16 protein-coding genes and 1 pseudogene are annotated in these 22,915 nt (G+C 34.1%); 3 read left to right on the top strand and 14 right to left on the bottom strand.

Annotated elements, in window-relative coordinates; all coding sequences use genetic code 11:
- Positions 1-612 precede the first annotated feature (612 nt).
- Positions 613-1,644: a DUF932 domain-containing protein gene (locus tag QO200_RS17075; RefSeq protein ID WP_371542577.1), complete on the top strand. Its 1,032-nt coding sequence runs from the start codon at positions 613-615 to the stop codon at positions 1,642-1,644.
- 306 nt (positions 1,645-1,950) lie between these two features.
- Here QO200_RS17075 and QO200_RS17070 read toward each other — a convergent pair whose 3' ends face one another.
- Both QO200_RS17070 and QO200_RS17065 read right to left on the bottom strand, forming a co-directional pair.
- Positions 1,951-2,541 carry an IS3 family transposase gene (locus QO200_RS17070; protein WP_371542575.1) on the bottom strand — a complete coding sequence of 197 codons (591 nt, stop codon included), beginning with the start codon at positions 2,539-2,541 and terminating at the stop codon, positions 1,951-1,953.
- Positions 2,542-2,726: 185 nt separating this feature from the next.
- Positions 2,727-3,044: a transposase gene (locus QO200_RS17065; protein WP_371542573.1), complete on the bottom strand. Its 318-nt coding sequence runs from the start codon at positions 3,042-3,044 to the stop codon at positions 2,727-2,729.
- 211 nt (positions 3,045-3,255) lie between these two features.
- Here QO200_RS17065 and QO200_RS17060 point away from each other — a divergent pair, with 211 nt between their 5' ends.
- Positions 3,256-3,822, top strand: a complete 567-nt coding sequence (locus QO200_RS17060) for a helix-turn-helix domain-containing protein (protein WP_371542571.1) — start codon at positions 3,256-3,258, stop codon at positions 3,820-3,822.
- 77 nt (positions 3,823-3,899) lie between these two features.
- Here the strand turns inward: QO200_RS17060 and QO200_RS17055 are convergent, their stop codons facing one another.
- The 11 genes from QO200_RS17055 to QO200_RS17005 form a co-directional block, all read right to left on the bottom strand.
- Positions 3,900-4,583, bottom strand: a complete 684-nt coding sequence (locus QO200_RS17055; RefSeq protein ID WP_371542568.1) for a phosphonatase-like hydrolase — start codon at positions 4,581-4,583, stop codon at positions 3,900-3,902.
- Between the two features lie 2 nt (positions 4,584-4,585).
- Entirely contained in the window at positions 4,586-5,743 is a 1,158-nt protein-coding gene (locus QO200_RS17050; protein WP_371542566.1) for a TIGR03364 family FAD-dependent oxidoreductase, read from the bottom strand.
- Positions 5,727-7,031: a DUF5690 family protein gene (locus QO200_RS17045; RefSeq protein ID WP_371542563.1), complete on the bottom strand. Its 1,305-nt coding sequence runs from the start codon at positions 7,029-7,031 to the stop codon at positions 5,727-5,729. The genes QO200_RS17050 and QO200_RS17045 overlap by 17 nt, the downstream gene beginning before the upstream one ends.
- Positions 7,031-8,131, bottom strand: coding sequence for an alkaline phosphatase family protein (locus QO200_RS17040; RefSeq protein WP_371542558.1), 1,101 nt, complete (start codon positions 8,129-8,131; stop codon positions 7,031-7,033). The genes QO200_RS17045 and QO200_RS17040 overlap by 1 nt, the downstream gene beginning before the upstream one ends.
- A gap of 4 nt (positions 8,132-8,135) precedes the next feature.
- Positions 8,136-9,497, bottom strand: coding sequence for an aspartate aminotransferase family protein (locus QO200_RS17035; protein ID WP_371542556.1), 1,362 nt, complete (start codon positions 9,495-9,497; stop codon positions 8,136-8,138).
- Positions 9,498-9,507: 10 nt separating this feature from the next.
- Complete coding sequence (locus tag QO200_RS17030; protein ID WP_371542553.1) at positions 9,508-11,157, bottom strand: alkaline phosphatase family protein; 1,650 nt, start codon at positions 11,155-11,157, stop codon at positions 9,508-9,510.
- A gap of 4 nt (positions 11,158-11,161) precedes the next feature.
- Positions 11,162-12,673, bottom strand: coding sequence for a SusD/RagB family nutrient-binding outer membrane lipoprotein (locus tag QO200_RS17025; RefSeq protein WP_371542551.1), 1,512 nt, complete (start codon positions 12,671-12,673; stop codon positions 11,162-11,164).
- An 11-nt stretch (positions 12,674-12,684) separates the two neighbouring features.
- The gene (locus QO200_RS17020) at positions 12,685-15,768 is read right to left on the bottom strand and encodes a SusC/RagA family TonB-linked outer membrane protein (RefSeq protein WP_371542548.1); all 3,084 of its coding nucleotides are present in this window, start codon (positions 15,766-15,768) and stop codon (positions 12,685-12,687) included.
- Positions 15,769-16,042: 274 nt separating this feature from the next.
- Positions 16,043-18,853 carry a hypothetical protein gene (locus tag QO200_RS17015; RefSeq protein ID WP_371542544.1) on the bottom strand — a complete coding sequence of 937 codons (2,811 nt, stop codon included), beginning with the start codon at positions 18,851-18,853 and terminating at the stop codon, positions 16,043-16,045.
- 455 nt (positions 18,854-19,308) lie between these two features.
- The gene (locus tag QO200_RS17010; RefSeq protein ID WP_371542541.1) at positions 19,309-20,190 is read right to left on the bottom strand and encodes an IS3 family transposase; all 882 of its coding nucleotides are present in this window, start codon (positions 20,188-20,190) and stop codon (positions 19,309-19,311) included.
- A complete protein-coding gene (locus QO200_RS17005) occupies positions 20,187-20,432 on the bottom strand; it encodes a transposase (protein ID WP_371542538.1) in 246 nt (81 codons plus the stop codon). The genes QO200_RS17010 and QO200_RS17005 overlap by 4 nt, the downstream gene beginning before the upstream one ends.
- 363 nt (positions 20,433-20,795) lie before the next feature.
- Here QO200_RS17005 and QO200_RS17000 point away from each other — a divergent pair, with 363 nt between their 5' ends.
- The gene (locus QO200_RS17000) at positions 20,796-21,014 is read left to right on the top strand and encodes an aspartate/glutamate racemase family protein (RefSeq protein WP_371542537.1); all 219 of its coding nucleotides are present in this window, start codon (positions 20,796-20,798) and stop codon (positions 21,012-21,014) included.
- 707 nt (positions 21,015-21,721) lie between these two features.
- Here the strand turns inward: QO200_RS17000 and QO200_RS16995 are convergent.
- A pseudogene (locus QO200_RS16995) lies at positions 21,722-22,873 on the bottom strand (proline dehydrogenase family protein).
- Positions 22,874-22,915 lie beyond the last annotated feature (42 nt).

Here is a 22,915-nt window from a genome sequence, read left to right as displayed (position 1 = left end):
AAAAGGAGCAAAAAACTATAGTTTTCTACTCCTTTTTATTAACAATTAATTCCTAAAAAGACTTTTTCAGTGCCCTCTGAAAAACAGCAGCTGTTTTTTTTGCACTGTTTCGTTCTTAATCTTTACACATTCATTTCTTCTATTCGGCAGGTCTAAACCAGCCATAATACCGCTTCATTCCGTTTCACTTCATTCCAGCAGTATTCCGTCTCTCACCCCCTAGTATTTTCTGCAGTTGCATCATCCCTCAGCCATCGGATTTGGAGCCGTTTCTATTTCTCCCAATTCAATAGTAGATACCTTATTCCATATTCTAGTAAAAATTACCCCCAGCTGATAATAAAATTGCAGAGGTTTTTTCGTAGAAAAAACAAGAAGTTGTAAGGAAGTTTCCACTCGAAACGGACTAAAAGGCAGCTAAGATAGTGTCTTAAGAACGTTTCTAGCACATAATGACTGCGTTGCACTTGTCACCCTACGGGACTTATTGCTCTCCACTTCCTTAAGCCCCTCTATTCTTGCTTTCTTTTTCTCCGTTTTTCTTTTTGAAAACATTTTTTTGAGGAGACTGGGAAGAAATAAAAATAGTAGTAATCATAAAATTTTTAGATCATGGCACACCATTTAAATTACAATGAGCAAACAAAAAAACACAGTTTTTTTAGCACAAAGGAAAAAGCATGGCACAATCTAGGGCAAGTCATTCAAGACTACCCCACAAGCGCGGAGGCAATCAAACACGCAGGCCTGGACTACGAAGTCGAAAAAAGAAAACTTTTCACAAGCAGTCTCCAGGACATGCGCATAGAAGTCCCCAACTTTTTCAGTACCGTACGCACGGACAACGATACCGTTTTGGGAGTGGTAGGTAAAGACTACCAAATCGTACAGAATAGAGATGCTTTTTCTTTTTTTGACAGCATTGTGGGTGGCGACGGTATGCTCTACGAGACAGCTGGAGCATTGGGTAATGGGGAACGCATCTTCATAACTGCCAAGCTACCTGACTATATCCGTGTGGGTAATGATGACCTTATCGAAAAATACCTGTTCTTGACCACCTCCCACGATGGAAGTGGAAGCATTACCGCTGCTTTTACTCCCATCCGTATCGTATGTGCCAACACTCTCAATGCAGCATTGCGAAACCAAACTAATACTGTTCGCATACGCCATACTTCTAACGCAAAACAAAGGCTTGAGCAAGCACACAAAGTCATGGGAATTTCTGATCGCCTAGCTTTACAATTGGAATCAATTTTTAATAACTGGACAAAAGTACGTATTTCAGATAATGAAGTAAAAAAGCTCATTCAGTCTGCTCTGGCTCCTAGTAAAGAGGTTCTTAAAACCTTACAAGAAGGTAGAACAGAGGACCTATCAACTTGTTTTATTAATATGGTAGATAATGCTTACGAATATGCCATGAGCGACCCTACTCAACTAATGAACACCACCAAAGGCACGGTTTTCGGAGCATATAACGCCATAACAGGATACTTTCAAAATGTACGTTCTTATAAGGATAATGAAGCAAAACTAGCCTCTATACTAATGGGTGGTACCGGACAATTACGTGTGCAAACTGCTTTTGATCTTTGTACCAATTATGCTGCAAAGGGTACTATAGTAGAACTAAACTAACACAATAGGACAGGTAGAATATACTGCCTGTCCTATTTATAATTATATATAATTTTAAATGACAATGATCCTGAAAAGTCAGCGATAGCAACCTAAGCGAAATGCTGCAAGAAAGTGCGTCGCCCCGCAATTGGCCTCCCTTTGGTCAGAACAATTGCGGGGCGGTAAGAGTTACATGATTACTTTCAAACTGTAAATTAAGCGTTTACGATATAGACTTAGGATATGCAAATAAAACCTGCAGGATAAGTTACGCTACATTGTCGTAATTAATGTTATCGTTAAATTCTTCTATAGTTACATAATTCAAAGCGGAATGTCTTCATTTTCTGTTCTACCCAATTTCAATGTATTGCTTCGCCTATTCGCTTCGCTCAGGTCAAAGATTTCCAGTTTCATTTTTCCTTTAGAAATCAGTTTGTTCCCATAAATCAATTCCGTTTTCAAAGATTTGAAGAAGCTTTCCGCTACTACATTATCCCAGCAATTTCCTTTACGACTCATATTGCGGGATATTTTTTTACAGGAATCAAGAACATTTACAAACTTTTTACTGGCATATTGGACACCTCTGTCAGAATGAAAAATCAAAACTTGAGCAATATTTCGGTTTTTAACCGCCATTTTCCAAGTTTTAAGTGAGGTTTCATCTGTACTCATTTCCTCGCTTAAACTCCAGCCTATGATTTTTCTATCGTACAAATCCATAATAGTCGTCAGGTATACAAACCCTTCCTTGGTATGGATATAAGTAATGTCTGAAACCCATACTTTTGAAGGCATTTTGAAAAGAAATTCTCTGTTTAATACATTTTCGACAACTAAATAATTATGATTCGAGTTGGTTTTTACTTTGAACTTCTTGTATAATTTGCTTCGTAAACCTTGCTCTTTCATATATATTGCCAATGTAATTCTTGAAGTTTAATAACCAAAACTTTGAAGTTCTAATGTTATTCTGGGACTTCCGTATCGTTACTTGGATTCAAAATAAATCGATATTATTTGTTCTTTTATTACCATTTTTTGTTGCTGTCTAACGGTGATTATTTACTCTTTCCATCGGTAATAACTTCCGCTGTTCACTTATAGAACTTTGCACATTTTTTCAATCGGGAATAGTTGTTCATTTCTTTTTTTAATATATCACGTTCTAACTCGGCGTCTTTGAGTCTTTTCTCCAGTTCGTAGATTCTTTCTTGCTCGGGAGTTAGTTTTAAATTTCCTTCCCCAGGAAAACTTCCTTCTCCAAATTCCTCGGACTCTTTACGCCATTTATACAACTGTGGTGCTGTGACTCCCAACTCTCTGACGAGTTCTGATACATTTGTTCTATCATAACTTAATTGAACGGCTTTATCTTTAAAAGCTTTGTCATAAATTTTACGGACTTCTTTCATAGGCTAAAATTAAGATTATTTCTTAACTTTCTGTGATGGCTAAGTTAGCATGTCCATCTAACATATAGTCCTTCAAACTTACTTGCCTGTCTTGAAATTAAAATATATAATAAAATGACACAAATAAACTCTTATTTTATATATAAAAAAACATGCCTTTCTTTTTTATTTCAATCGAAATATAGATATTCGTATTAAATACAAGAAATCCATGAATGATTACTTAATAGGTATAGGAAAAAGAATTAAAGACATTCGAAAAAAAAATAAAAAAACAATTAATACTGTTGCCTCTGATGCAAAAGTAAGCAATGGACTAATCTCAAGAATTGAAAATGGCAGAACCATTCCTTCTCTACCTGTTTTACTGAGTATAATTAATGCTTTGGAAGTGGAAGTATGTGATTTTTTTGAGGGTATGTCAAATACTCCTGAAAATAATTATATCGTCTCTCGTAGTCAAGACAATGCAATTATCGAAAAAGAAGATGAGGCCAAAGGCTTTGCTTATAACTATATTTTCGGAAAACAGCTTTCTTCTTTAGGTTTTGAAGCCGTGTTACTCGAAATACAACCCAACTCTCAGAGAGAAAAAGTAGAAACAGATGCGTATGAATTCAAATACATGCTTTCTGGAGAATGTATTTATACTATTGGCGATGAAGAAGTACTATTAAAAGAAGGTGACTCTATATTTTTTGATGGAAGAATACCGCACGTCCCAATCAATAGAAGTAAAACAGCCGCTAAAATGTTAGTACTTTACTTTTTTATATAACTCTCGAAAAAGCTTAAAAAAACTCTCCTAATTAGTTAATCAAAAAGGAGAGTTAAACAAAAAACAAATGAAAAAAATTATAAGAGTATTGCTCTCAGTTCGGTTATACTGTCTAAAATATAACTAGGATTGGCCTTTTGAATCTGTTCTCTCGTTTGTGCCCCTGAAAGAACACCAACAGTAATACCACAATTGGCATTTTTACCCTCCTCAATATCTATTGCTGAGTCTCCCACTTTCATCACTTTTTCAGCATCAAGCACACCTGTATTGCTCATTGCCAAAAGAATCATATCCCCTTCTGGCCGTCCATTTACAACATCATCAGCCGTTACTAACCCATCAATGGTTTCTCCAACAATCCAACCTAGTTTTTCTATTAATAAATTAGCTGTTTTGCGGTCATAGCCCGTATTTAAAACTACTTTAATATGATTTTTTCTTAAATCTTTAAAAAGCTGTTCTGTGCCTTCAAAACTTTTAATTTCTAGAGTATCATAGGCGCTTTTTAGGGCTATTTTAAATTTTGAAAAAGCTATACTAGCTACTAAACTTGTATCCGTTAACGAGGTACACTCTTTTAAAACTGCAGTTATCGCCTGATGCTTTTCTTTTCCTGCACCGAACTTCAAGACTTGATCTAAACTAACATTAAACCCTTCGTCATTAATTACTTTCTGTACTGTTTTGTAAACGACATTATCCTCGTCTACCGTTGTTCCGGCCATGTCAAAGACCACCAATTCCATTCTTTTTTTCATTCTTATTTATTAAAAATTTTATTAATATTTCCTTTTGAGAATCCAGCGCTACCCGTCATTCCCTTTCCTCCTATTCCAGTTATAATATGGATGTGTTCATCAATGGTTTCCTCAAAAATATCTTTGGTTTTACATTGCGAATACATGCCATACCATCTGTTTTTAATCTCATAATTAGGTAAATCAATTATTTTTTTTGCTTCTTGTATCATGAAATTATCAATATTCATATCTAAGTCAAAACCCAAATCATCTTTATTTTTGGCGTCAGCATAATGATGAGAATCTCCCAAAATGACAGAACCATCGGCCGCTTGTTTAAACAATATATGTACACCCCATTTTTTTTCTAAAGCATCAGGGTTTTCTTTTGCTTTTATCGTTTTAAAGGATGGACACTCATAAAATGCCTCATACCTTCTAATGGACAAACCAGTTAGTATTGATCCTGGAAGAACATAATTTTTTTGTGGCTTCGTCTGCATCATCTGTAATTTAGAAACCTCTAAATCGCTTTTGTTAAAAAGTTCTGGATACAAATTCTTAAACTCATTCCCGTTGCAAATAATAACTTTACTTGCAGAGAATTTCTCATTTGCCGAACTTAAAATCCTGACTCCGTTTAAAGTTGATTCACAATTAATAATACTTGTATTTGTGATTAGTTTTAAACCCATTTTTAGGATCATAAATTCTTGTAATCTGTAAATCATAGTTCTGGGTTCCACAGTAACTTCTTCAGGAAAAAATAACCCTGCTTTTACATAGTCGGAACGCAAACCTGGATATTTATCCAGACATTGCTGCTTAGTCAACAAATATGATTGATAACTATTGGCTTTATTGATTCGGTACAACTCATCTATGAGCTGTATTTCTTCCTCATTCGATGCCAAATAAACAGATCCATTTTGCCGAATAGAAATATCAAATTGATTTTGAATTTCTTTATAAATACTCAAACTTTCTCTACCATAAGATTGCCATTTAGAGTCCATTCCAGAAGGTACCACTTGTCCAAAATTTTGAATAGTGGCCCCTATTGGTTTTTTATCTTTTTCTATAATAGCGACCCGAAGTCCTTTTTGTAAAGCATGATAAGCATGGAAAGTTCCCAATACACCACCACCAATAACGATAAGGTCATAAACTGTTTTCATGGAATTCTAATTTATAATTTGTACTGTGTTTTGTATGTTGTTTATATTTTTTATTCAAATAAATAATAGAGCTTGTAGTCACAATCAGTCCTATTCCTGCAACTAAATAGGCTCCATACATAAAGAAGTTCAACCAAGATAAAGTCGCTTGTCCAAAGTTTTTATAAAGTAAAACAGAAACACTGCCCAAATAACCAAAAGCATCAGCGATGTAAATTAAAAAACCTGCATTACCTTTAATCTTAAAGGCCCCCATAAAACGGTCAAAAAAGAGACAGTTAAAAGGTACATAACAAATGTATAACCCGAAACCTGAAACGACCATCCATGTAAATGGGTTTAAACTCCCCAAATGAAATAAGAATGTAGAAATACCTATTGAAAGGGATCCTATCAATAACAAAATCTGATAAAAAAGTAATGCTTTCATGTTATCTCTAAAATAAAAGGCAAGACCCAAGACTAATAATACAATAAAAGCGACTAATGTTTCAGAACTTGTATAAACTCCGATATCCCCTTTATATCCGATACTATCCCATAATTCTCTTGCGAAATTGTCTCTAAAATCTCTGAAGGCTGTTAGAAAGGTATAAAACAGTACCCATATCGTTATTGGAAATAAAAATTGAATTAATAATTTCTTCCGGTCTTTTCCAGTCATAGGAACACGCTCCGATCGCAGCTCAATATCTTCTTCGTTTGGCTTTGGAATTTTTTCTAACAACCAGGTAAAAAATAACAAGGGCAAAACAAATAGTAAACCTGTTATGGCGGGCATCCAAAACTGGGAAAAACCCCAGGATGACATCACTAAAAGTCCCATTGATTTTACTACTCCGCTAGAAACTATAAAACTGGTACTTAAAGCCACTCCTAATATCTCTGTGAATTTTCGACCTTCTAGATAGGAAAATACAATTCCCCAAATCATTCCTAAAGGAACTCCATTGATAAACATAAAAAATATATTATAAGGTCTGGGTACCACGGCAAATAAAACTAAAGCTAGTTCAGCTATTAAAATTAAGGTTAGAAGATAATAGGCTCTTTGGCTTGCCTTTAATTCTGAAACCACTTTAATACCTATAAACTTAGAAAGTACATACCCCAATACCTGTGCAATAATTAAAATAATCTTGTAATCAATATGAAAAACTTCCAAGCCTTCAAATGTCGCTACACTAAAAGGTTTCCTAAAAGCATACATACAGAAATAGGCCCCAAAAGAAGCTAACGAAGCGTTCAGTACAAATGGGATATTTGATTTTTTTGCTGACTTTTGCATTAGTTTTTATATACTTTTATCACTTTTCCTTTCATATCAGTATCCTTTGCAGCACCTTCTAAAAGATGTAATATTGTGGGTGCGATTTGATTGCTATATAACTGTTCCTTTGATGCTATTTCTCCAAGTGTTTCTGCACCATTCCCAAAAACAACTAACCAAACTTGGTCTGCCCCAACGATATCCGATCCGTGACTTTTCCATGTTTTTAATGGCTGAGTTCCGCGTCCATGATCAGTAGAGATAATAAAAACCGTGTTGTCCTTATAAAAAGGATCCTCTTGAGTAAAACTCCACAATTCTTTTATCAAAGCATCTGCGGTATGTGCGGATTTTAAATACGCATCGTATTTTCCATCATGAGCAAAATCATCGGTTTCTCCATAAGAAACGTAGACCAATTCAGGATGCTCCTTTTTCATATACTCCAAGGCGTAATTTGACGTAAAGGCATCTAATCTTACTGATCCCCAAGGTGATGGGATTTTAGATTGCAAATCATTTAAAAATATTTCTCTATCTGAAAGAGTTTTGGATTTTGATGTTTCAAAACCTGCATTTACAGGAATTCCCGAACGCTCTTCATTTATAATAAAAGGAAATACATCCCAACTACCAAAAGCAGCCACTTTGCCCTTGTATTGTGGCGTATTATTAATTTTTTCTAAGACTGTTGTATTAGGATTATTAATTTTAGCATTACTCTTGATTCGTTTATCATCCGCTACTCCTGATAATATTTCGTTATATCCAGGATACGAAAACCACATGCTATTTGTTAAATTAACATTGCTCCCCAAATTTCTATTACCATGAATTTGCCCCATTGTAACCACTTCATTCCAAAGAAAGGGCATTAACACTTTTCTTCTATCTTCTGGAGTTGCTCTCCAAAAATGTTTCTTTAACTCCAATGTATCTTCTACATATTCCTTATTAGCAATCAGTTTAGCATCGGCTCCAGTAAATAATTCTTGCCATCGGAAACCATCTAAGGTGATTAAGATGACTTTTGGCTTTTTGGTTTCTGTTTTCTCTTGTGCCTGAGTTCCAAAAAAAAATATTGTTAATAAACTTGTTAGTACGATTGATCTTTTCATTTTATTATATTTTTTGATGTTGTACCATCGTTAAACTTTCTTCTAAAATTTGTAAAGCTTCATTTAATTCTTCTCTACTAATGGTCAATGCTGGAGACAATTGTAAAACATTTCCCGCCGAAACTTTAAAACTAAGACCACTCTTTAAACAAGCGTACATTACTTTTTCAGCCTCAGCAATCGCTTTTTCTTTTGTGACCCTGTCTTTCACTAATTCTATTCCCCACAAAAGACCGATACCGCGAACATCTCCAATGAGTGAAAACTTTTCCTGAAACCCACATAATTTCGATTGCATATAAACCGCATCCTCTTGTACTTTTACTAATAGATTATTTTCTTCAATAAATTGAATCGTACTGAGGCCAGCAATTGCACCAACAGGGCTTTTTTCGTGGGTATAATGGCCCAAAGAAATAGAGCCAAGAACGTTATATTCATCTCTGGTAATTATAGCAGCTTGCGGAAAAATACCGCCGCCCAAGCCTTTGCCTAAACACAAAATATCGGGTTCGATATCATAATGTTCAAAAGAAAACATCTTTCCGGTTCTGCCTAAAGCAATTGGAATTTCGTCTAATATCAATAAAACATCATATTTATCACAGAGCTTTCTTGCCTCTTTCCAAAAATGTTTCGATGGAATTTGGACATCGGTATTTCTAATTGTTTCCACTATAAAAGCTCCGATATCTCCCTCTTTTTCAAAAACATATTCTAGGTATTCTAAACATTTATTTTCATTATTTTCAAAAATACCACGGTAAGTAACTGGAGGAGGAATTCGTTCAATCCCGGGCAATAACGGCCCCATATATTCTCTAAAAGCTGACTCACCTCCCACACTGATTGCATCTAAAGAAGCCCCATGAAAAGAGTCCCAGAAAGAAACAACTTTAAACTTTTTAGTTATGGCTCGCGCCAATTTCAAAGCGATTCCCACCGCGGAACTTCCGTTTGGCGTTAAGAGGATTCTGTTTAAACTTCCTGGACATAAACTGGCTAATTTCTCTGCAAAATTAATGGCAGCTTCGTTTGTGAACCTTCTTGGAGAAAAAGATAAACTTTGTAACTGAGCAGTAATATTTTCAATCAGTGTAGGATTCGAATATCCTATTTGATGAACGTTGTTTCCATGAAAATCATAGTATTTTTTACCTGAAATGGAGGTAATACTAGCGTCACTGCAATCACTTAAAACATCCAGACAAGGCGTTGACAAGGCCTGATGAAAAAAATAACGGGCATCTTTATCTAAAAGTGCTTTTGTCTTTTCATCGACCGTCGTTGCCAACCAATCGATACGCGCCTCGCTCAGATTGATATCGCCTTCGGTTACACTGTTTTTGGAATTTTCTTGCTGCATTTTAAATTTTCTAAAGCTCTTGAGCTGTTAAAATAGTCGTTGGAAGAATCTGTTTTGGTAGAGTTCTGCTTTGGTAAAAAACGTCTAACCAGCCCCCTCCGCCTCCGTTGAACCAAACAATTTCTAAAGGATAAATTCCTGCTTTTAAGTGAATTTTACCTGCTTTTTCTTCTACACCGTGATCTCCATCATTATTTACAATCATTTCATTATTAATTTTCAGAATACTACCATCGTCTGAGCGCGTAAAAAAACCATAGGTATCTTCTTTATCAATAGTAATGTTGGTCTTAAATCGAACTACGGTGTTGTCTTTTATAGTCTCTTTTATTTCATCTGAAGTAATCTCAAAACAATTTCCTTTGGCATTTGGAGTTAAACTTTCTAAAAAGGGAACAGTCTCTAAATTAGATAAGTAAAAAACTTCATAAGAAACAGGCATTTTCAAATTAGACCCTTTTACTCTAAAAAAAGCTTCATTGACCATACTGTTTATTTTCAAATCTTTAAAAATCGCACTTTTTACCACTGCATTTTGAGATACTTTAAATGGCTTTGTGTAGCTATTAGAAGTATTAGAAGGCATTGATCCGTCCACTGTATATTTAATAACTCCTTCGTCATTTGCATTTTCTATCACTACTGTGGCTTCATCATTATACAAACCACCTGCTTTTTTAGCTAACACCGCTTTTGGTAAAATAATTGGTTCTTTGAGCCTTTTGACGATAGGATATTCATTGGATTCATTAAAACCTATAAATGCATTTTTAACCGGTTTACCAATACAAGCCATAGGCAATTTTAGACCGAAAGCAAAAGCGACTGTTGCTGCGTTGTCATATTGATAAACAGGATCGATGATTTTAAAGTTTTTCTTAATCGATTTTCCCCATAGAATAAAAGGAATCTCAATTTCCTGTAAAGATTCACCACCATGCCCTTTTCCTATTCCACCGTGGTCAGAAGAGATAATAACCAAGGTTTTATTTGCCATTTCAGAATTTTTTACGGCAAGCATCACTTCTCCTAAAAGAGCATCCGCTTTTTCTACAGATTTGTAGTATTCTGGGGTTCCATGTCCAAATTCATGTCCTGCATGATCTACATGATCGAAATGAATAAAGATGAACGTAGGTTGTTTTGATTTTAAATACGCACTCGCTAGTTGAGCGGTTTCGTCTTCTGTTTTAGGGCTAATGTCATAATCAACAGCATTCTTTTCAAATAGCCTTCCAAAACCATCCCAATGGTAAATCGCTCCTATTTCTGCATTTTTTATTTTGGTATTAACCAAATTAAAAATAGTGGGAAATAGAAAATCTTCGCTTTGCACCACAGGAGGCAAAACAAAATTATTTTTCTCCCAACTGTTAGATGTTATACCGTGTTGTTCTGGTCCCGCTCCCATAATCATAGAAGCCCAATTAGTACTAGAGCTTGTAGGCAAAACAGATCTGGCATGCATCGTTGACGCACCTTCACTTATTACTTTATCAAAATTAGGTGTTTTGGCATTTTCTAGTCCGTTTGGACTCAATCCATCAAAACCGATTACAACCACATGCTTAATTTGGGGTGATTTTTGTGCTTTTACTGAAACACAAGACCAAAGGGAGAATATCCCTATCGCCATAATAAAATATTTTGTTTTTTTCATGTTACTATTTAATTAGCCACATTGCTGCATTGATATCATCAGAGCCTCCAAATTGTGAGCTTACTGCCGCTTTCACATTGGAAGAATTATTTTCAAATTCGCTTACAGGATATTTCCATCGTAATGGAATTTTACTAGCATTATTATTTGCAGGACCAACATCAAAGCGTGGAACACCCGTTCTTCTATAATTAAAATAGGACTCACGACCAGAATTATTAAAAAACGATATGTATTTTTGAGTTAAAATCTGATTTAATCCAGTTGCATTATTTCCTTTATAGCTAACATTTGGATTTAAAAGAAAAGCATCTATATCATCCTGTACTACGGCATAAAATTGCATTGATGCTTTAATTCCATTCAAATAATGACTTTCAGCATTTTCACCACTAATCCATCCTCTATTTATTGCTTCTGCAATAGTAAACTCTTGTTCTGAATAACCAATTTGAATGTATGGCTCTCCTTTAAAGTTACTGTAATATCTAGATTCATTTGGATAACTATATTTACCAGCATCTGAATCTGTTTGCATTTGTCCTTGCTCATCTCCACTATTAGCAGCAACGTAGGCATTCAAATTTTTTGGATCATTTGCATTAAAATAAAACGGAGCTGGGTCTGCCACAATATAGATTCTTGGATCATTATTGCTTTTAAGAATATTTAAATAGGTAGCTCCCATAATATTTCTATTTCTATTAAATCCATAACTACTAGGATTCAACTCATACCTATTTCCTTGTTCGTCAGCAAAATTTCGTACCATATTATCCTCTACTCCTCTTAATATTGGATATTTAGAAGGATTAGAAATGATAGTATTAAATTTACTAGCAACATTTAATTCACTGTTCCTTTTACTTAAGTTTATCAATACTCTTAAATGAAAAGAGTTAATAGTTCTTTGCCATTTGTCTAAATCGCCATTAAAGAAAAAATCGCCTAAGACTTGTGAAGTTCCTACCTCAGCTTTTGCTGTAGTAATTTGATCGTTTGCAGCCTCTAACAAATCCAAAACAGCGATATATACCTCTTTTTGGGAATCATATTTTGGTTGTGTTATTGAAATTTCGGCATCGGCTTTTAAAGATTCACTTAGCGGAATATCACCAACTCGTTTAGCCATATAATCGTAAAAATAAGCTTTAAAAAACTTAGCTAACGCTTCGTATTTACTTTGATTATCTAGTCCTTGAGCTTCTTTTTCCATCGCAACAACAGTAGCCAGTGTTTTGTATCTATAACTATTTATAGCTCCCCAATTATAATCTTGGTTTCCATAGTAATCAAATGAAATTACCCAAAACTGATTGTCTCTTTGAGCATCACTCCACGGACCTTCATCTCCAACATTATTTACTACATTTAGCACCTCTGACAGTAACATTGATGGTGGTACGCTTGTAGCCTTATTTGGATCATCAGTTAAATCTTCAAACTGAGTACAAGAAAACAAGAGTGTTGTTGCGATTAGAAGTGTTACTCCTTTTTTTAAATTATATATTTTCATCTTTTATTTATTTAGAACTTAAGGTTTATATTTAATCCGTAACTCTTTACTGTTGGTGTTTGTAATGGAGATCCTTTTTCATCATTAAACTGATCTAAATCGATATCTTTATGCTTAGCGAAATAAATTAAATTTCGTCCTATTAAAGAAATAGAAGCATTGTTAATAAATGTTTTTGTTAATATTTTCTTAGGAAACGTATAGGTCAGATTAACTTCTCTTAATTTAAAAAATGTTTTGTCGATAATGTTGGCAGCTGTTTGTCCATTATACGATTTTGAAAAATCCTGATAAAACATTTTTGTTGCATTTGGGGCAAAAGTACGGGTGTCTGAAATCACATTCCCTTGTCCATCCGTAGTTAAGGCGCCACTCGAAACCACAACAGCATCAGCTACATAAGATTTTATTCCCTGAACATCATTAGCTCTTTCTGGAGTATCAGTTCCTACTTGTCTACCACTTTGCCACATTTTTCGAGCGACATAATCTTCAATTTTTCCTCCATATCGACCATCTAATGAAAAATCCAAAGAGAAATTCTTATAACTTACATTATTTGCTATACCAGCAGACCATTCAGGAGCTGCATAGCCAATTCTTGTTTCGTAAGCATTTTTTAATGGCTTACCATCAGATCCGACAATCAACTGACCATCAGTAGTTCGCATAAAATCGGTGATGTAATAAGCATCAACTCGATCTCCAATTTTAATTTGCCCGTTGTTAGTTATCTCTCCATATACCTCTTCTAAATACTCTTTATAGGCAGACCAGTTTATTCTAACATTCCAGCTGAAATCTTTCGCTTTTATAGGTGTTGCTGATACCGCTAATTCCCAACCTTTGGTTCTTGTAGTAATCCCATTTTGTTTTTTTGCATTATATCCTGAAGCTTCAGAATACTTTAAATCAAAGATTTGTGGTCCATTTTTATTTTCATAATAGGTAAGATCAATACCTAATTTATTATGAAATAATTGTGTTTCTATACCAAACTCTGTTGAGGAGTTAAAAGCTGGCTCTAAATTTTCATTGGACAAAACAGAGTTTACATAAGCTGGATTATATGTTACACCACCTACTGTAAAAGGACTATTTAATGCATACGTATTTAAGTTACTATAAATGTCTAATGAACTTCCTACTTTTGCAAACGACCCTCTCAATTTTAAGAAATCTACGCTAGGAATATTAAGTACTTCACTTAAAACAGCACTTAAAGACACTGAAGGGTAAAAGAAAGTATTGTTTTTTGCTGGTAATCTAGAATCTTTATCAACTCTACCAGTTGCACCCAAAAATAAGAACGATTTGTAGGATAAATCAGCAGATGCATAATATCCATAAGTTTCATAGTGACTTCTATAGCTTGAAGGTTGAACGGGAGTTTGTGTATTACTTAAAGTATAAAGTCCCGGTACTATTAAATAGTCTGTAGTAGCATAGGAGTCTCTATATTTCTGAATATTTATATTTGCCCCTAAAGTTGATTTTATTCCAAAATCGCCAAACGTATCATCATAGTTCAACATAAAATCAGTATAACTTTTTAATTTATAATTATACCATTCTTTATAATCTCCTTGCGCTTTTTCTCTACCATAAGTAGTCATAGAATAAGGGAATTTTTCGTTTTTAAACTCATTCTCCAAAGCTGCATTAGTTCTAATACTAGCATCAAAATCATCAGTTATTTTATGTTTGAGAGTCACTTGTCCTGTATACCCGTTTGTTTGAACACCTTTCAACCATTCATAAGCCATAAAATAAGGATTGTTGTAACGCGTATATTCAAAATTCTTTTGTTGAGCACCTTCCTTACCCTCTTGCCAATAATTTCTAAGATCTCTAACGTCATAATCAGCTCCTCCCCAAATCAGCATATTGTATATATAACTATTGGGACCATATTCTACATTGGGATTATTAGGTGATGTTTGAAAATTAAAATTAGCACTTGCATCTATAGATGTTTTTTTGCTAAAATTGTATTTACTACTTAAATTGAAATTATAGATATTCAATTTTGTATTAGGATTAATTCCCTTTTGATACGTATGTGACAATGAGAAACGAATATTTCCCTTATCAAATTGAGATGCTATGGCAAGGTTACTAGTTTCTAAAATCCCCATTTCCATAAAATTATTAAAATTGTTTGCTCCTCTGGCTAACCACGGTGTTGGCACTAAATTTCCATCTCCATCTAATGGGCTATCATATTGTGTAATTAACTGCCCATCAAACTTTGGTCCCCATTGGTCATAATCTGCATCATTAACACCGCCTCCTTTACCGTCTTTAAAGGCATAGTTTCCATAAGATCCAGGACCATAACTATTTTGTGTTTCTGGAACTGCATTAAATCCGCCTTGAAATATGGTGTTTTGATTAAACTCTACAACAAAACCACGACTATCTTTCGTACCTCTTTTAGTAGTAATCTGAACTGCACCATTTCCTCCATCTGATCCATATAATGCTGCAGCATTGGCCCCTTTTAATACATTTATACTTTCAATATCATCCGGACTAATATTATAAGTATCGGTTCCTAAAGGAACACCATCAACAACTATCAAGGGTTTTTTTCCACGTAAATATAATTTTGGCGCAGTGAAAAATTCTGCTGAAGAAGCTACTACTAAACCGGAAACTTTACCTGACAATGAGTTCATCACGTTTGGATCTCTAGATTTTGTTAAATCTCCTTTTACTTCTTGGACCGAATATCCTAGTCTCTTTTTTTCTTTTTTAATCCCTAAAGCAGTGACAACAACTTCTTCTAAATTTTCAGAGTTTGCTTTTAGTGTGATTACGGCGCTTTTCAGTTTTGAGGTATTAAAATCAACTGAATTAAAACCGATATAAGAGATTGTAATAATCTCATACCCTTTTGGTAATTGTATTTCAAAATTACCATCCATGTCCGTTCCTGCTCCAGTGGCATTGCCTTTAACAAGTACTGTTGCCCCTGGTAGTGATACATTTTGTTCATCAACCACTTTTCCCCTAAAAAGGGTGGTTTGTGCAAAAATTAAGGATGTCGTAAACATCAATAATAAATTCATTACAATTTTAAATTTTTTCATCAGATAATTAAATAGTTACTATTAGTAAATTTTGTGGTGTAAAATTGGTGTTTATTTTAATATTAGTAAACTTTTACACTTTAATAAATCTTTAACAGAGCTTTATTCTATTGTCAATTAAATGTTATGCAATGACAAAAAAAAGGAAAAATAAGAATGAGTCTATTAAAATGAAATTAAAAAAATAAACCAATAAAACAGCCCAACAAAATCCCCCTTAACTGGAGTAATTCTGTTGGGCTGTTGCTGAAATAAAAAAATAACGAGTTAAATACTATTGCTTTTTCTCTCTATTTTCTAATCGATAAGCATCTTGCTCTTTACTATCTCGAAACATATCTTCTACATTATCAATTTTAGGTGAGTCTTTAAGTGCTTTCCAATTAAATTTTTCATCAAAAGGATCTAATGCTTTTTGAGGATTAAAAACTTTAGGATCAACTTCTAAAGCATTGTACGGTTTATAGTTTGGAATAGTGGTAAAAAGATCACTTAAATCAGTTGCACCTGCATCATATTGATTTAAATAAGGCATGTTGAGAATATTCCAAAATGATTTAAATATACTGCCAAAACTATAATGTTGATGACCTACATAATCTCTTTTTACCCAAGGAGAAATTAGCATCAGAATACTTCTATGTGCATCAATATGATCGACTCCATTTTGTGCGTCATCTTCAGTAATAACTATTAACATGTTTTTCCAATACGGTGTATGAGATAAATATTCTACAATTCGGCCCACAGCCAAATCATTGTCGGCCATATAGCTTTCTCTGAAAGGATATCCGGCTTCTGGGCGATCATCAGCTCCATGGTCGTTTGGAATTATAACCGTTGAAAACGGAGGCATATTCCCATTGCCATTCATCCATTTCTCATCGAATTCTTTAATGAATTGATCAATCCTGAATTGATCAGGTATGGCTGTATTATATGTTGGATACATTTTAGAAGTCCTTTCGAATAAAGGTTCGGGCATTGGAAAGTTAACAAATTGTTGGATTCCCGTATATTTAAATTCAGCCTTGTATAAAGCTGGTTCGAACATAATGCTGAAACCAAAATTATAAAATTCAACCTTATGACGAGCCAAATGATCCCACATCGATCCTGCTTCATTATAATCTTCCGGATAAATGGCTCCTGCAGCGCCATTCATTGCAAAAACTCCAGGCGCTTTTGAATCTTTTTTAAAGCTGCGATTACCTCCATAACTTGCTGCTGTAGCGGTTTCACACCATTCATTAGGATACGTATTGGTTAGCCAACGATGACCGTCTGCTGAAACATCGGCATCTACATAAAAATTGTCCGAAAGACTGAATTGTGTGGCTAAGGCCAAATGGTTAGGCATCACCGTAGTATTGGAAACCGAATCTGTTTTCTTTCGGTTCGAAAAAGAAGCATTTTCGCCATATCGTGCTATTGTTGCATCTCCGTCTCCTTTCTTAATCTGACCAAAAATTTCATCATAAGTTCTGTTTTCTTTCGATATAAATACAATGTGTTTAATTGGGCTTTCTTTCTCTCCTGGAAACAAAGGAATTGGATTATTTGCTCTTTTGTTAAAAACAGAATCGGTCGCATTGGTAAATAGAAAGCTATTAGAAACAACCTTGTTTGTCATCTCTTGCAATTGTTTGTCTTCTGGAATAGGAACGACTTGCACAGTTCCTTTCATTAACGAACCTATATAACTACCGTCAGGACCTAGTTTATAAGTAGCGCCTCCATTAGGACCGCTTCCAAAACCTTTAGCATTGGCAATGATTAGTTTTTTTCCATCTCGACTTACTTCAATTTTAGAAGGAAACCAAGCCGTGGGTATATGTCCTAAAACTTTTTGATCTGCTACATTAATTACTGCCACAGCATTTATTCCAGATTCCGCTACATACAAACGTTTTTGATCTGGGCTTAAAGCCAATCCAAAAGGAATCACGCCCCGAAATTGCTTTACACGAGGATCTAGTTTCAGAGGAATGGTATTAACAACAGAATCCTTTGCAATAGAAATAACCGAAATATTATCATTAGTACCATTACTAACAAAAACATAATCATCAGTCGCAACAATTGAGTTGGGACTGGAACCTCCCACTGCAGGAATACCTTCTACTAAAGCACCAACCAAATTTCCCGTTTTAATTTTCGCTGCTACTTTTGGCTGTAAAGTATCTTCAATATCTATGGCAAATATAGAAAAGGCATCAATTGCATTAAGCTCCCCTAACCCTTTTATAGCTATGGTATCATTTTGAATACCCGTTTTCATTTCTTTAGCACCATACGCAAAAGCAGGATAGTTAATTGATTTTATCTTAGCGTCTTTTTCGTTACTTTCTTTTATATAAGAGTATTCGAACATACCTACATTAACGACATAGACTTTTTTCTCATCTGGTGACAAACAGATACCAAAAGGATAACGTCCAACAGGAACAGAATGGATCAGGGTTTTAGTCTCCGTGTTCATAATTAGCATCCTAAATCCTATTTGATCCACAGCATACAGGGTTTTTCCATCTTTAGACAACTTCATATCTCCAATATAACCATGGCTATAATCACTATCTTCAGAACTAAAGGAGCAATCGATAGAGTCTTTTTTTACACCCGTATCGACATCAAACAAATACACTTTGTTTTCTTGCCCACCAGCAACATAAATCGTTTGATTATCTGGTGCAATTGCTAAACCCATAAATACAGAAGCCAAAACGCCTTTATCCGTAGCTGGACCCGGAGGAATTTGCTGTACTACTGGATTATCCGACAAAACATCTCGAATAATAGTAATCGACAAAGGATTAGTTCCTGAATTTGCTGTAACGGCAACATTTCCATTTGGACTTAAAGTCAATCCGTAAGGATGAGGCGCAGTTATTATATTTTTTCCGGCGGGAGTAATAAAGCGACCGTTCGGAATTACCGTTATTCCTTTTTTATCAATATTTGTTATTTGGTTTCCGCTAGGTGCAGATATAATCCATAATATCTTTTTTGACACCTCTTTTTTAACACCACTACATCCCACAAAAAAAAGGAGTAGAAATAACGATAGAATAATTGTTTTCATGATTTTTGTATATAGAGTATGTTTTTTGCTTTTGACACAAGGTCCTTGGTCTTCAAATTTATTGAAAAGAACATTGGATTAAGTAAAGTTCAAAATATATCTTTACTATTTAAGATTAAAATCAATTTATTTTAGGTTTTATATCAATAGCGACAAAAATATAAGATTAAAAAATTTGCGTGCTATTTTAAATATCAACGTAGTGTTACTATACTGTTATATAAATAATTTTTAATTGATTTATAGATTTAAGTGTATATTAACTATAAAAAAAAATGCTCAATAGTTAATCAACTATTGAGTAAAGCAATAGACAGATTATGAGAGCAGACACCAAAAACTTATGTATTTAATCGAAAGATATACAGCGCATAACAGGAAAAAGTTGTTTTCAAAACATTATACTATTACAAAATATAACACAGTGGATATGCAAATAAAACCCGCAGTATTAGTTAAGCAACATTTTTGAAATTATTTTTCTGTATCCAGAATTCTTCAATTGTTTTGTAATCTAAAGTAGAATGCCTTCTTTTTCGGTTATACCATATTTCAATGAATTCGAATATATCGAGTTGCATTTGCTCTTTTGATATAAGGGTATTACCATAAATCTGTTCCGTTTTCAAAGTCTTAAAAAAGCTTTCCGCTACTGCGTTATCCCAGCAATTCCCTTTTCTACTCATACTTCGTGTAATCATTTTATAGGAATCAATCACATTGGTAAACTTCTTGCTCGCGTATTGAAGGCCACGGTCAGAGTGAAAAACTAAACCTCTTTCAATGTTTCTGTTTTTAACAGCCATTCTCAAAGCTGCCAAGGAAGTCTCCTTTACACTCATCCCATTGCTTAAACTCCAACCTATGATTTTTCTATCGTAGAGGTCTAAAACGGTGGTCAAATATAAAAACCCTTCTTTTACTCGGATGTAGGTGATATCTGACACCCAAACTTTTGACGGTTCTGCAACCGAGAACTTCCTATTCAAAACATTGGGGACAATTAAATGGTTATGCGTAGAATTAGTTGTAGCCTTAAATTTCTTGCTTAATTTACTTCGTAAACCGAGTTCATTCATGTATTTGGCAACAGTAATTCTTGATGTTTTATTGCCTAAAAAAGCCAATTCTGCCGTTATTCGGGGACTTCCATATCTTTGTTTTGAATCGAAATAGATCGAGGTTGTTATTTCCTTAAGAAGCTCAACCCTTTGTTTTCTATCTGAAATAGACCCGCTTTTCCATTGAAAATAGCTTCTTTGACCAACTTGTAATACTTTGCACATCTTTTCAATCGGAAATATCTTTTCATTGTTTCTAATGAAAGTATAAATCATCGACCGTTTTTGGAAAAGATGCCTATTGCTTTTTTTAATATATCCCGTTCTATCTCCGCATCCTTTAGCTTTCTTTCAAGTTCTGAAATCCGCTTCTGCTCTGGCGTTTGTTTTACATTGCCGTTACCAGGAAAACTTCCTTCTCCAAAATCTTCATACTCTTTTCGCCATTTATATAACTGTGGAGCGGTAACTCCTAATTCTCTGGCTAATTCTGATATATTTGTTCTCTCATAACTCAATTGAACGGATTTCTCTTTGAAAGCTACGTCGTAAATTTTTCGATTCTTTTTTCATAAATTAAAATTAAGGTTTTTATTCTTAACTTTTTATGCGGGTAAAGTTAGCAAGTCCATTACTGAAATTCTGCTCTAATAATACACTAATAGTATACCTTTGTTCACTGGTTAAATGGCTCATTATTTACAACTTTGGTCAGGAGTAAATAAAGACAATTTATTCCATTCGAAGGAGAGGACTTAAATGTCCTTTCTTTTGAAAAAATTATCCTATCTTTTTTCCTGAGAGTTGCATTAATTAATTGAATCTAGTTACCAAAAAAACAAGAAACACGAGATTATATACAATATACTGTAAAAGAAGAATTGGGTATCGGTTTTATTAATCCTGAAACCAAGAATAGATATATTGAAATTGTGAATGAATTAGTGAGAAATGGTGCCGAATGCATCATATTAGGTTGCACCGAAATTCCAATGCTGATAAGTCAAGAGGATTTTAATGTACCAATATTTGACACAACAAAAATTCATTCACAAGCCATTGTTGAATACATATTATCTTTAAGTGAAGAGACAAAATAAGAAAGCCGAACTGCTAACAGCTAAGGGTTCGTTGCATCAGAAAGTCAGACAATAAACTGGCGGTTGAACGGAGCCGATTATACTTCTAGCCTTATGGAGTTATCGTAAAATAGTTAGGCGAATTTCGAGAGGATTTACAGTCCTCTTTTTTTATAAGTAGAAATCGGTCTGGTTTTCCCGTGTTTTTCTTCACTTTTTCCAGTTGTTCGTAGAGTTAAATACAAATTCCCCTGTTCTTTTTTATCTTTCCAAATATGTTGATGAATAGACTCTATTGACACACAAATCAATCCGTTTTTTGAGCAAACCCTTATTATTTGTTTTGGACTTAACTCCTGATGGAGTATTCTTTATTCCTCTCTTTAATTCCTACTATTAAATCATTTCTTTTGGTTTTTCTTTTTTGTCGTTTATCATAATTACGCTGGGCTAAATCACAATTACGTTTTAGTTCTCGCCTTAAAACTGACTTATTTTTTTTAATAACTAATGCTATTTCGCTTTTTTTTTTAAAATTCTGTTCTAATCATACAGTAATCGTATATCTTTGGTTATCGCATAAATGGCTAATTATTTACAACTTTTGTCAAGAGTAAATAAAGATAATTTATTCCATTCGAAGGGCGGGACTTAACGCTTTAGGAACGTTGTAAATTCCTTTTGGTACGTTGTTGTTTTATTAATTTGTTATTTTATGATCAAAAAAGCTATTTCTCTTTTCTCCTTTTTATTTCTATTTTTATCATTGACAGTTCTGTGCTTGTTTGTCCCGCTACAGAAGTGTTTTCTTCAGCACTACGAATCAAATAAGGCATAACGTCCTTTACATGGCCAAACGGCAAATATTTTGCTACATTATAACCTTGTGCTGCTAAATTGTAACTGATATTATCACTCATCCCATGCAATTGACCAAATCAGATTCTGTTATCATTATTTTTGATTCCCATTTCCTTCATCAAACTCATTAAAGTATAAGAACTTTGTTCATTATATGTTCCTGCAAAAATGGACATCTTATCTAAGTGTTCTATCATATAAAGAACCATCGCATCATAGTTTTGATCTGTGTTTTTTTTGAAGCACAAATTGGTGTAGGATATTCTTTTTCTTCTGCCCTGATTTTTTCTTTTTCCATATAGGCACCACGAACCAATTTCATACCTATGAAAAAACATTCTTTTTCGGATTGTTTGTGTAGGCTTTTCAAATAATCCAAACGATCCCAACGGTACATTTGTAAAGTACTAAAAACTAACGCTTTATTCTTGTTGTATTTTTGCATCATTTGTGTAACCAAATCGTCAGCTGCATTTTGCATCCCGCTTTCTTCAGCGTCTATAAGTAAAGCTACATTTTTTTATATGCTTCACTGCATGCTAAATCAAAACGAGCTATTATTCTATTCCATTCTGCTTGTTCCTCTGTGGTTAAGGCTTGTTTTTTACCCACTTTTTCGTACAAACCAATACGCCCAAAACCTGCAAAAGGAATTGCCTTTCGTTTTTTGGCAAATTTAATTGTTTTTAAAGTCATTTGAAGAGCTGCATCAAATTGATCTTCCTCCTCTTTACCTTCAACAGAATAATCTAATACAGCAGAGACTCCTTTGGTAAACATTTTACCCACTACACTCAAACAATCCTCTTCATTAACACCTCCACAAAAATGGTCAAAACAGTCACTCGAATTAATTTTTCAACCGGAAGCTTTAGTTTTATTGCAAAATTTGTAACTGCAGTTCCAATTCTAACTAACAGCCTATTGTCAATTATTTTAAAAAGAAAATAAGCTCTGTCAAGTTCGGAATCGCTTTTTAATGCAAAAGCCAATTGTGTATTATTAAATATTTTAATCATTTTTTTTATTTTTTTCGCACTATTTGAACCACTTATTTGATT

This window comes from Flavobacterium sp. Arc3, assembly GCF_041431375.1.
Lineage (GTDB): Bacteria > Bacteroidota > Bacteroidia > Flavobacteriales > Flavobacteriaceae > Flavobacterium.
The sequence above is the reverse complement of the archived record's forward strand: the minus strand, read 5'-3'. Positions and strand labels throughout refer to the sequence as shown.

Coding starts and splice junctions, on each gene's coding strand:
- QO200_RS17050 (WP_371542566.1), bottom strand. CDS start 5,743: ATGAAAACAGTTTATGACCTTATCGTTATTGGTGGTGGTGTATTGGGA.
- QO200_RS17035 (WP_371542556.1), bottom strand. CDS start 9,497: ATGCAGCAAGAAAATTCCAAAAACAGTGTAACCGAAGGCGATATCAAT.
- QO200_RS17075 (WP_371542577.1), top strand. CDS start 613: ATGGCACACCATTTAAATTACAATGAGCAAACAAAAAAACACAGTTTT.
- QO200_RS17015 (WP_371542544.1), bottom strand. CDS start 18,853: ATGAAAACAATTATTCTATCGTTATTTCTACTCCTTTTTTTTGTGGGA.
- QO200_RS17055 (WP_371542568.1), bottom strand. CDS start 4,583: ATGAAAAAAAGAATGGAATTGGTGGTCTTTGACATGGCCGGAACAACG.
- QO200_RS17025 (WP_371542551.1), bottom strand. CDS start 12,673: ATGAAAATATATAATTTAAAAAAAGGAGTAACACTTCTAATCGCAACA.
- QO200_RS17045 (WP_371542563.1), bottom strand. CDS start 7,031: ATGCAAAAGTCAGCAAAAAAATCAAATATCCCATTTGTACTGAACGCT.
- QO200_RS17010 (WP_371542541.1), bottom strand. CDS start 20,190: ATGATTTATACTTTCATTAGAAACAATGAAAAGATATTTCCGATTGAA.
- QO200_RS17070 (WP_371542575.1), bottom strand. CDS start 2,541: ATGAAAGAGCAAGGTTTACGAAGCAAATTATACAAGAAGTTCAAAGTA.
- QO200_RS17020 (WP_371542548.1), bottom strand. CDS start 15,768: ATGAAAAAATTTAAAATTGTAATGAATTTATTATTGATGTTTACGACA.
- QO200_RS17065 (WP_371542573.1), bottom strand. CDS start 3,044: ATGAAAGAAGTCCGTAAAATTTATGACAAAGCTTTTAAAGATAAAGCC.
- QO200_RS17060 (WP_371542571.1), top strand. CDS start 3,256: ATGAATGATTACTTAATAGGTATAGGAAAAAGAATTAAAGACATTCGA.
- QO200_RS17030 (WP_371542553.1), bottom strand. CDS start 11,157: ATGAAAAAAACAAAATATTTTATTATGGCGATAGGGATATTCTCCCTT.
- QO200_RS17040 (WP_371542558.1), bottom strand. CDS start 8,131: ATGAAAAGATCAATCGTACTAACAAGTTTATTAACAATATTTTTTTTT.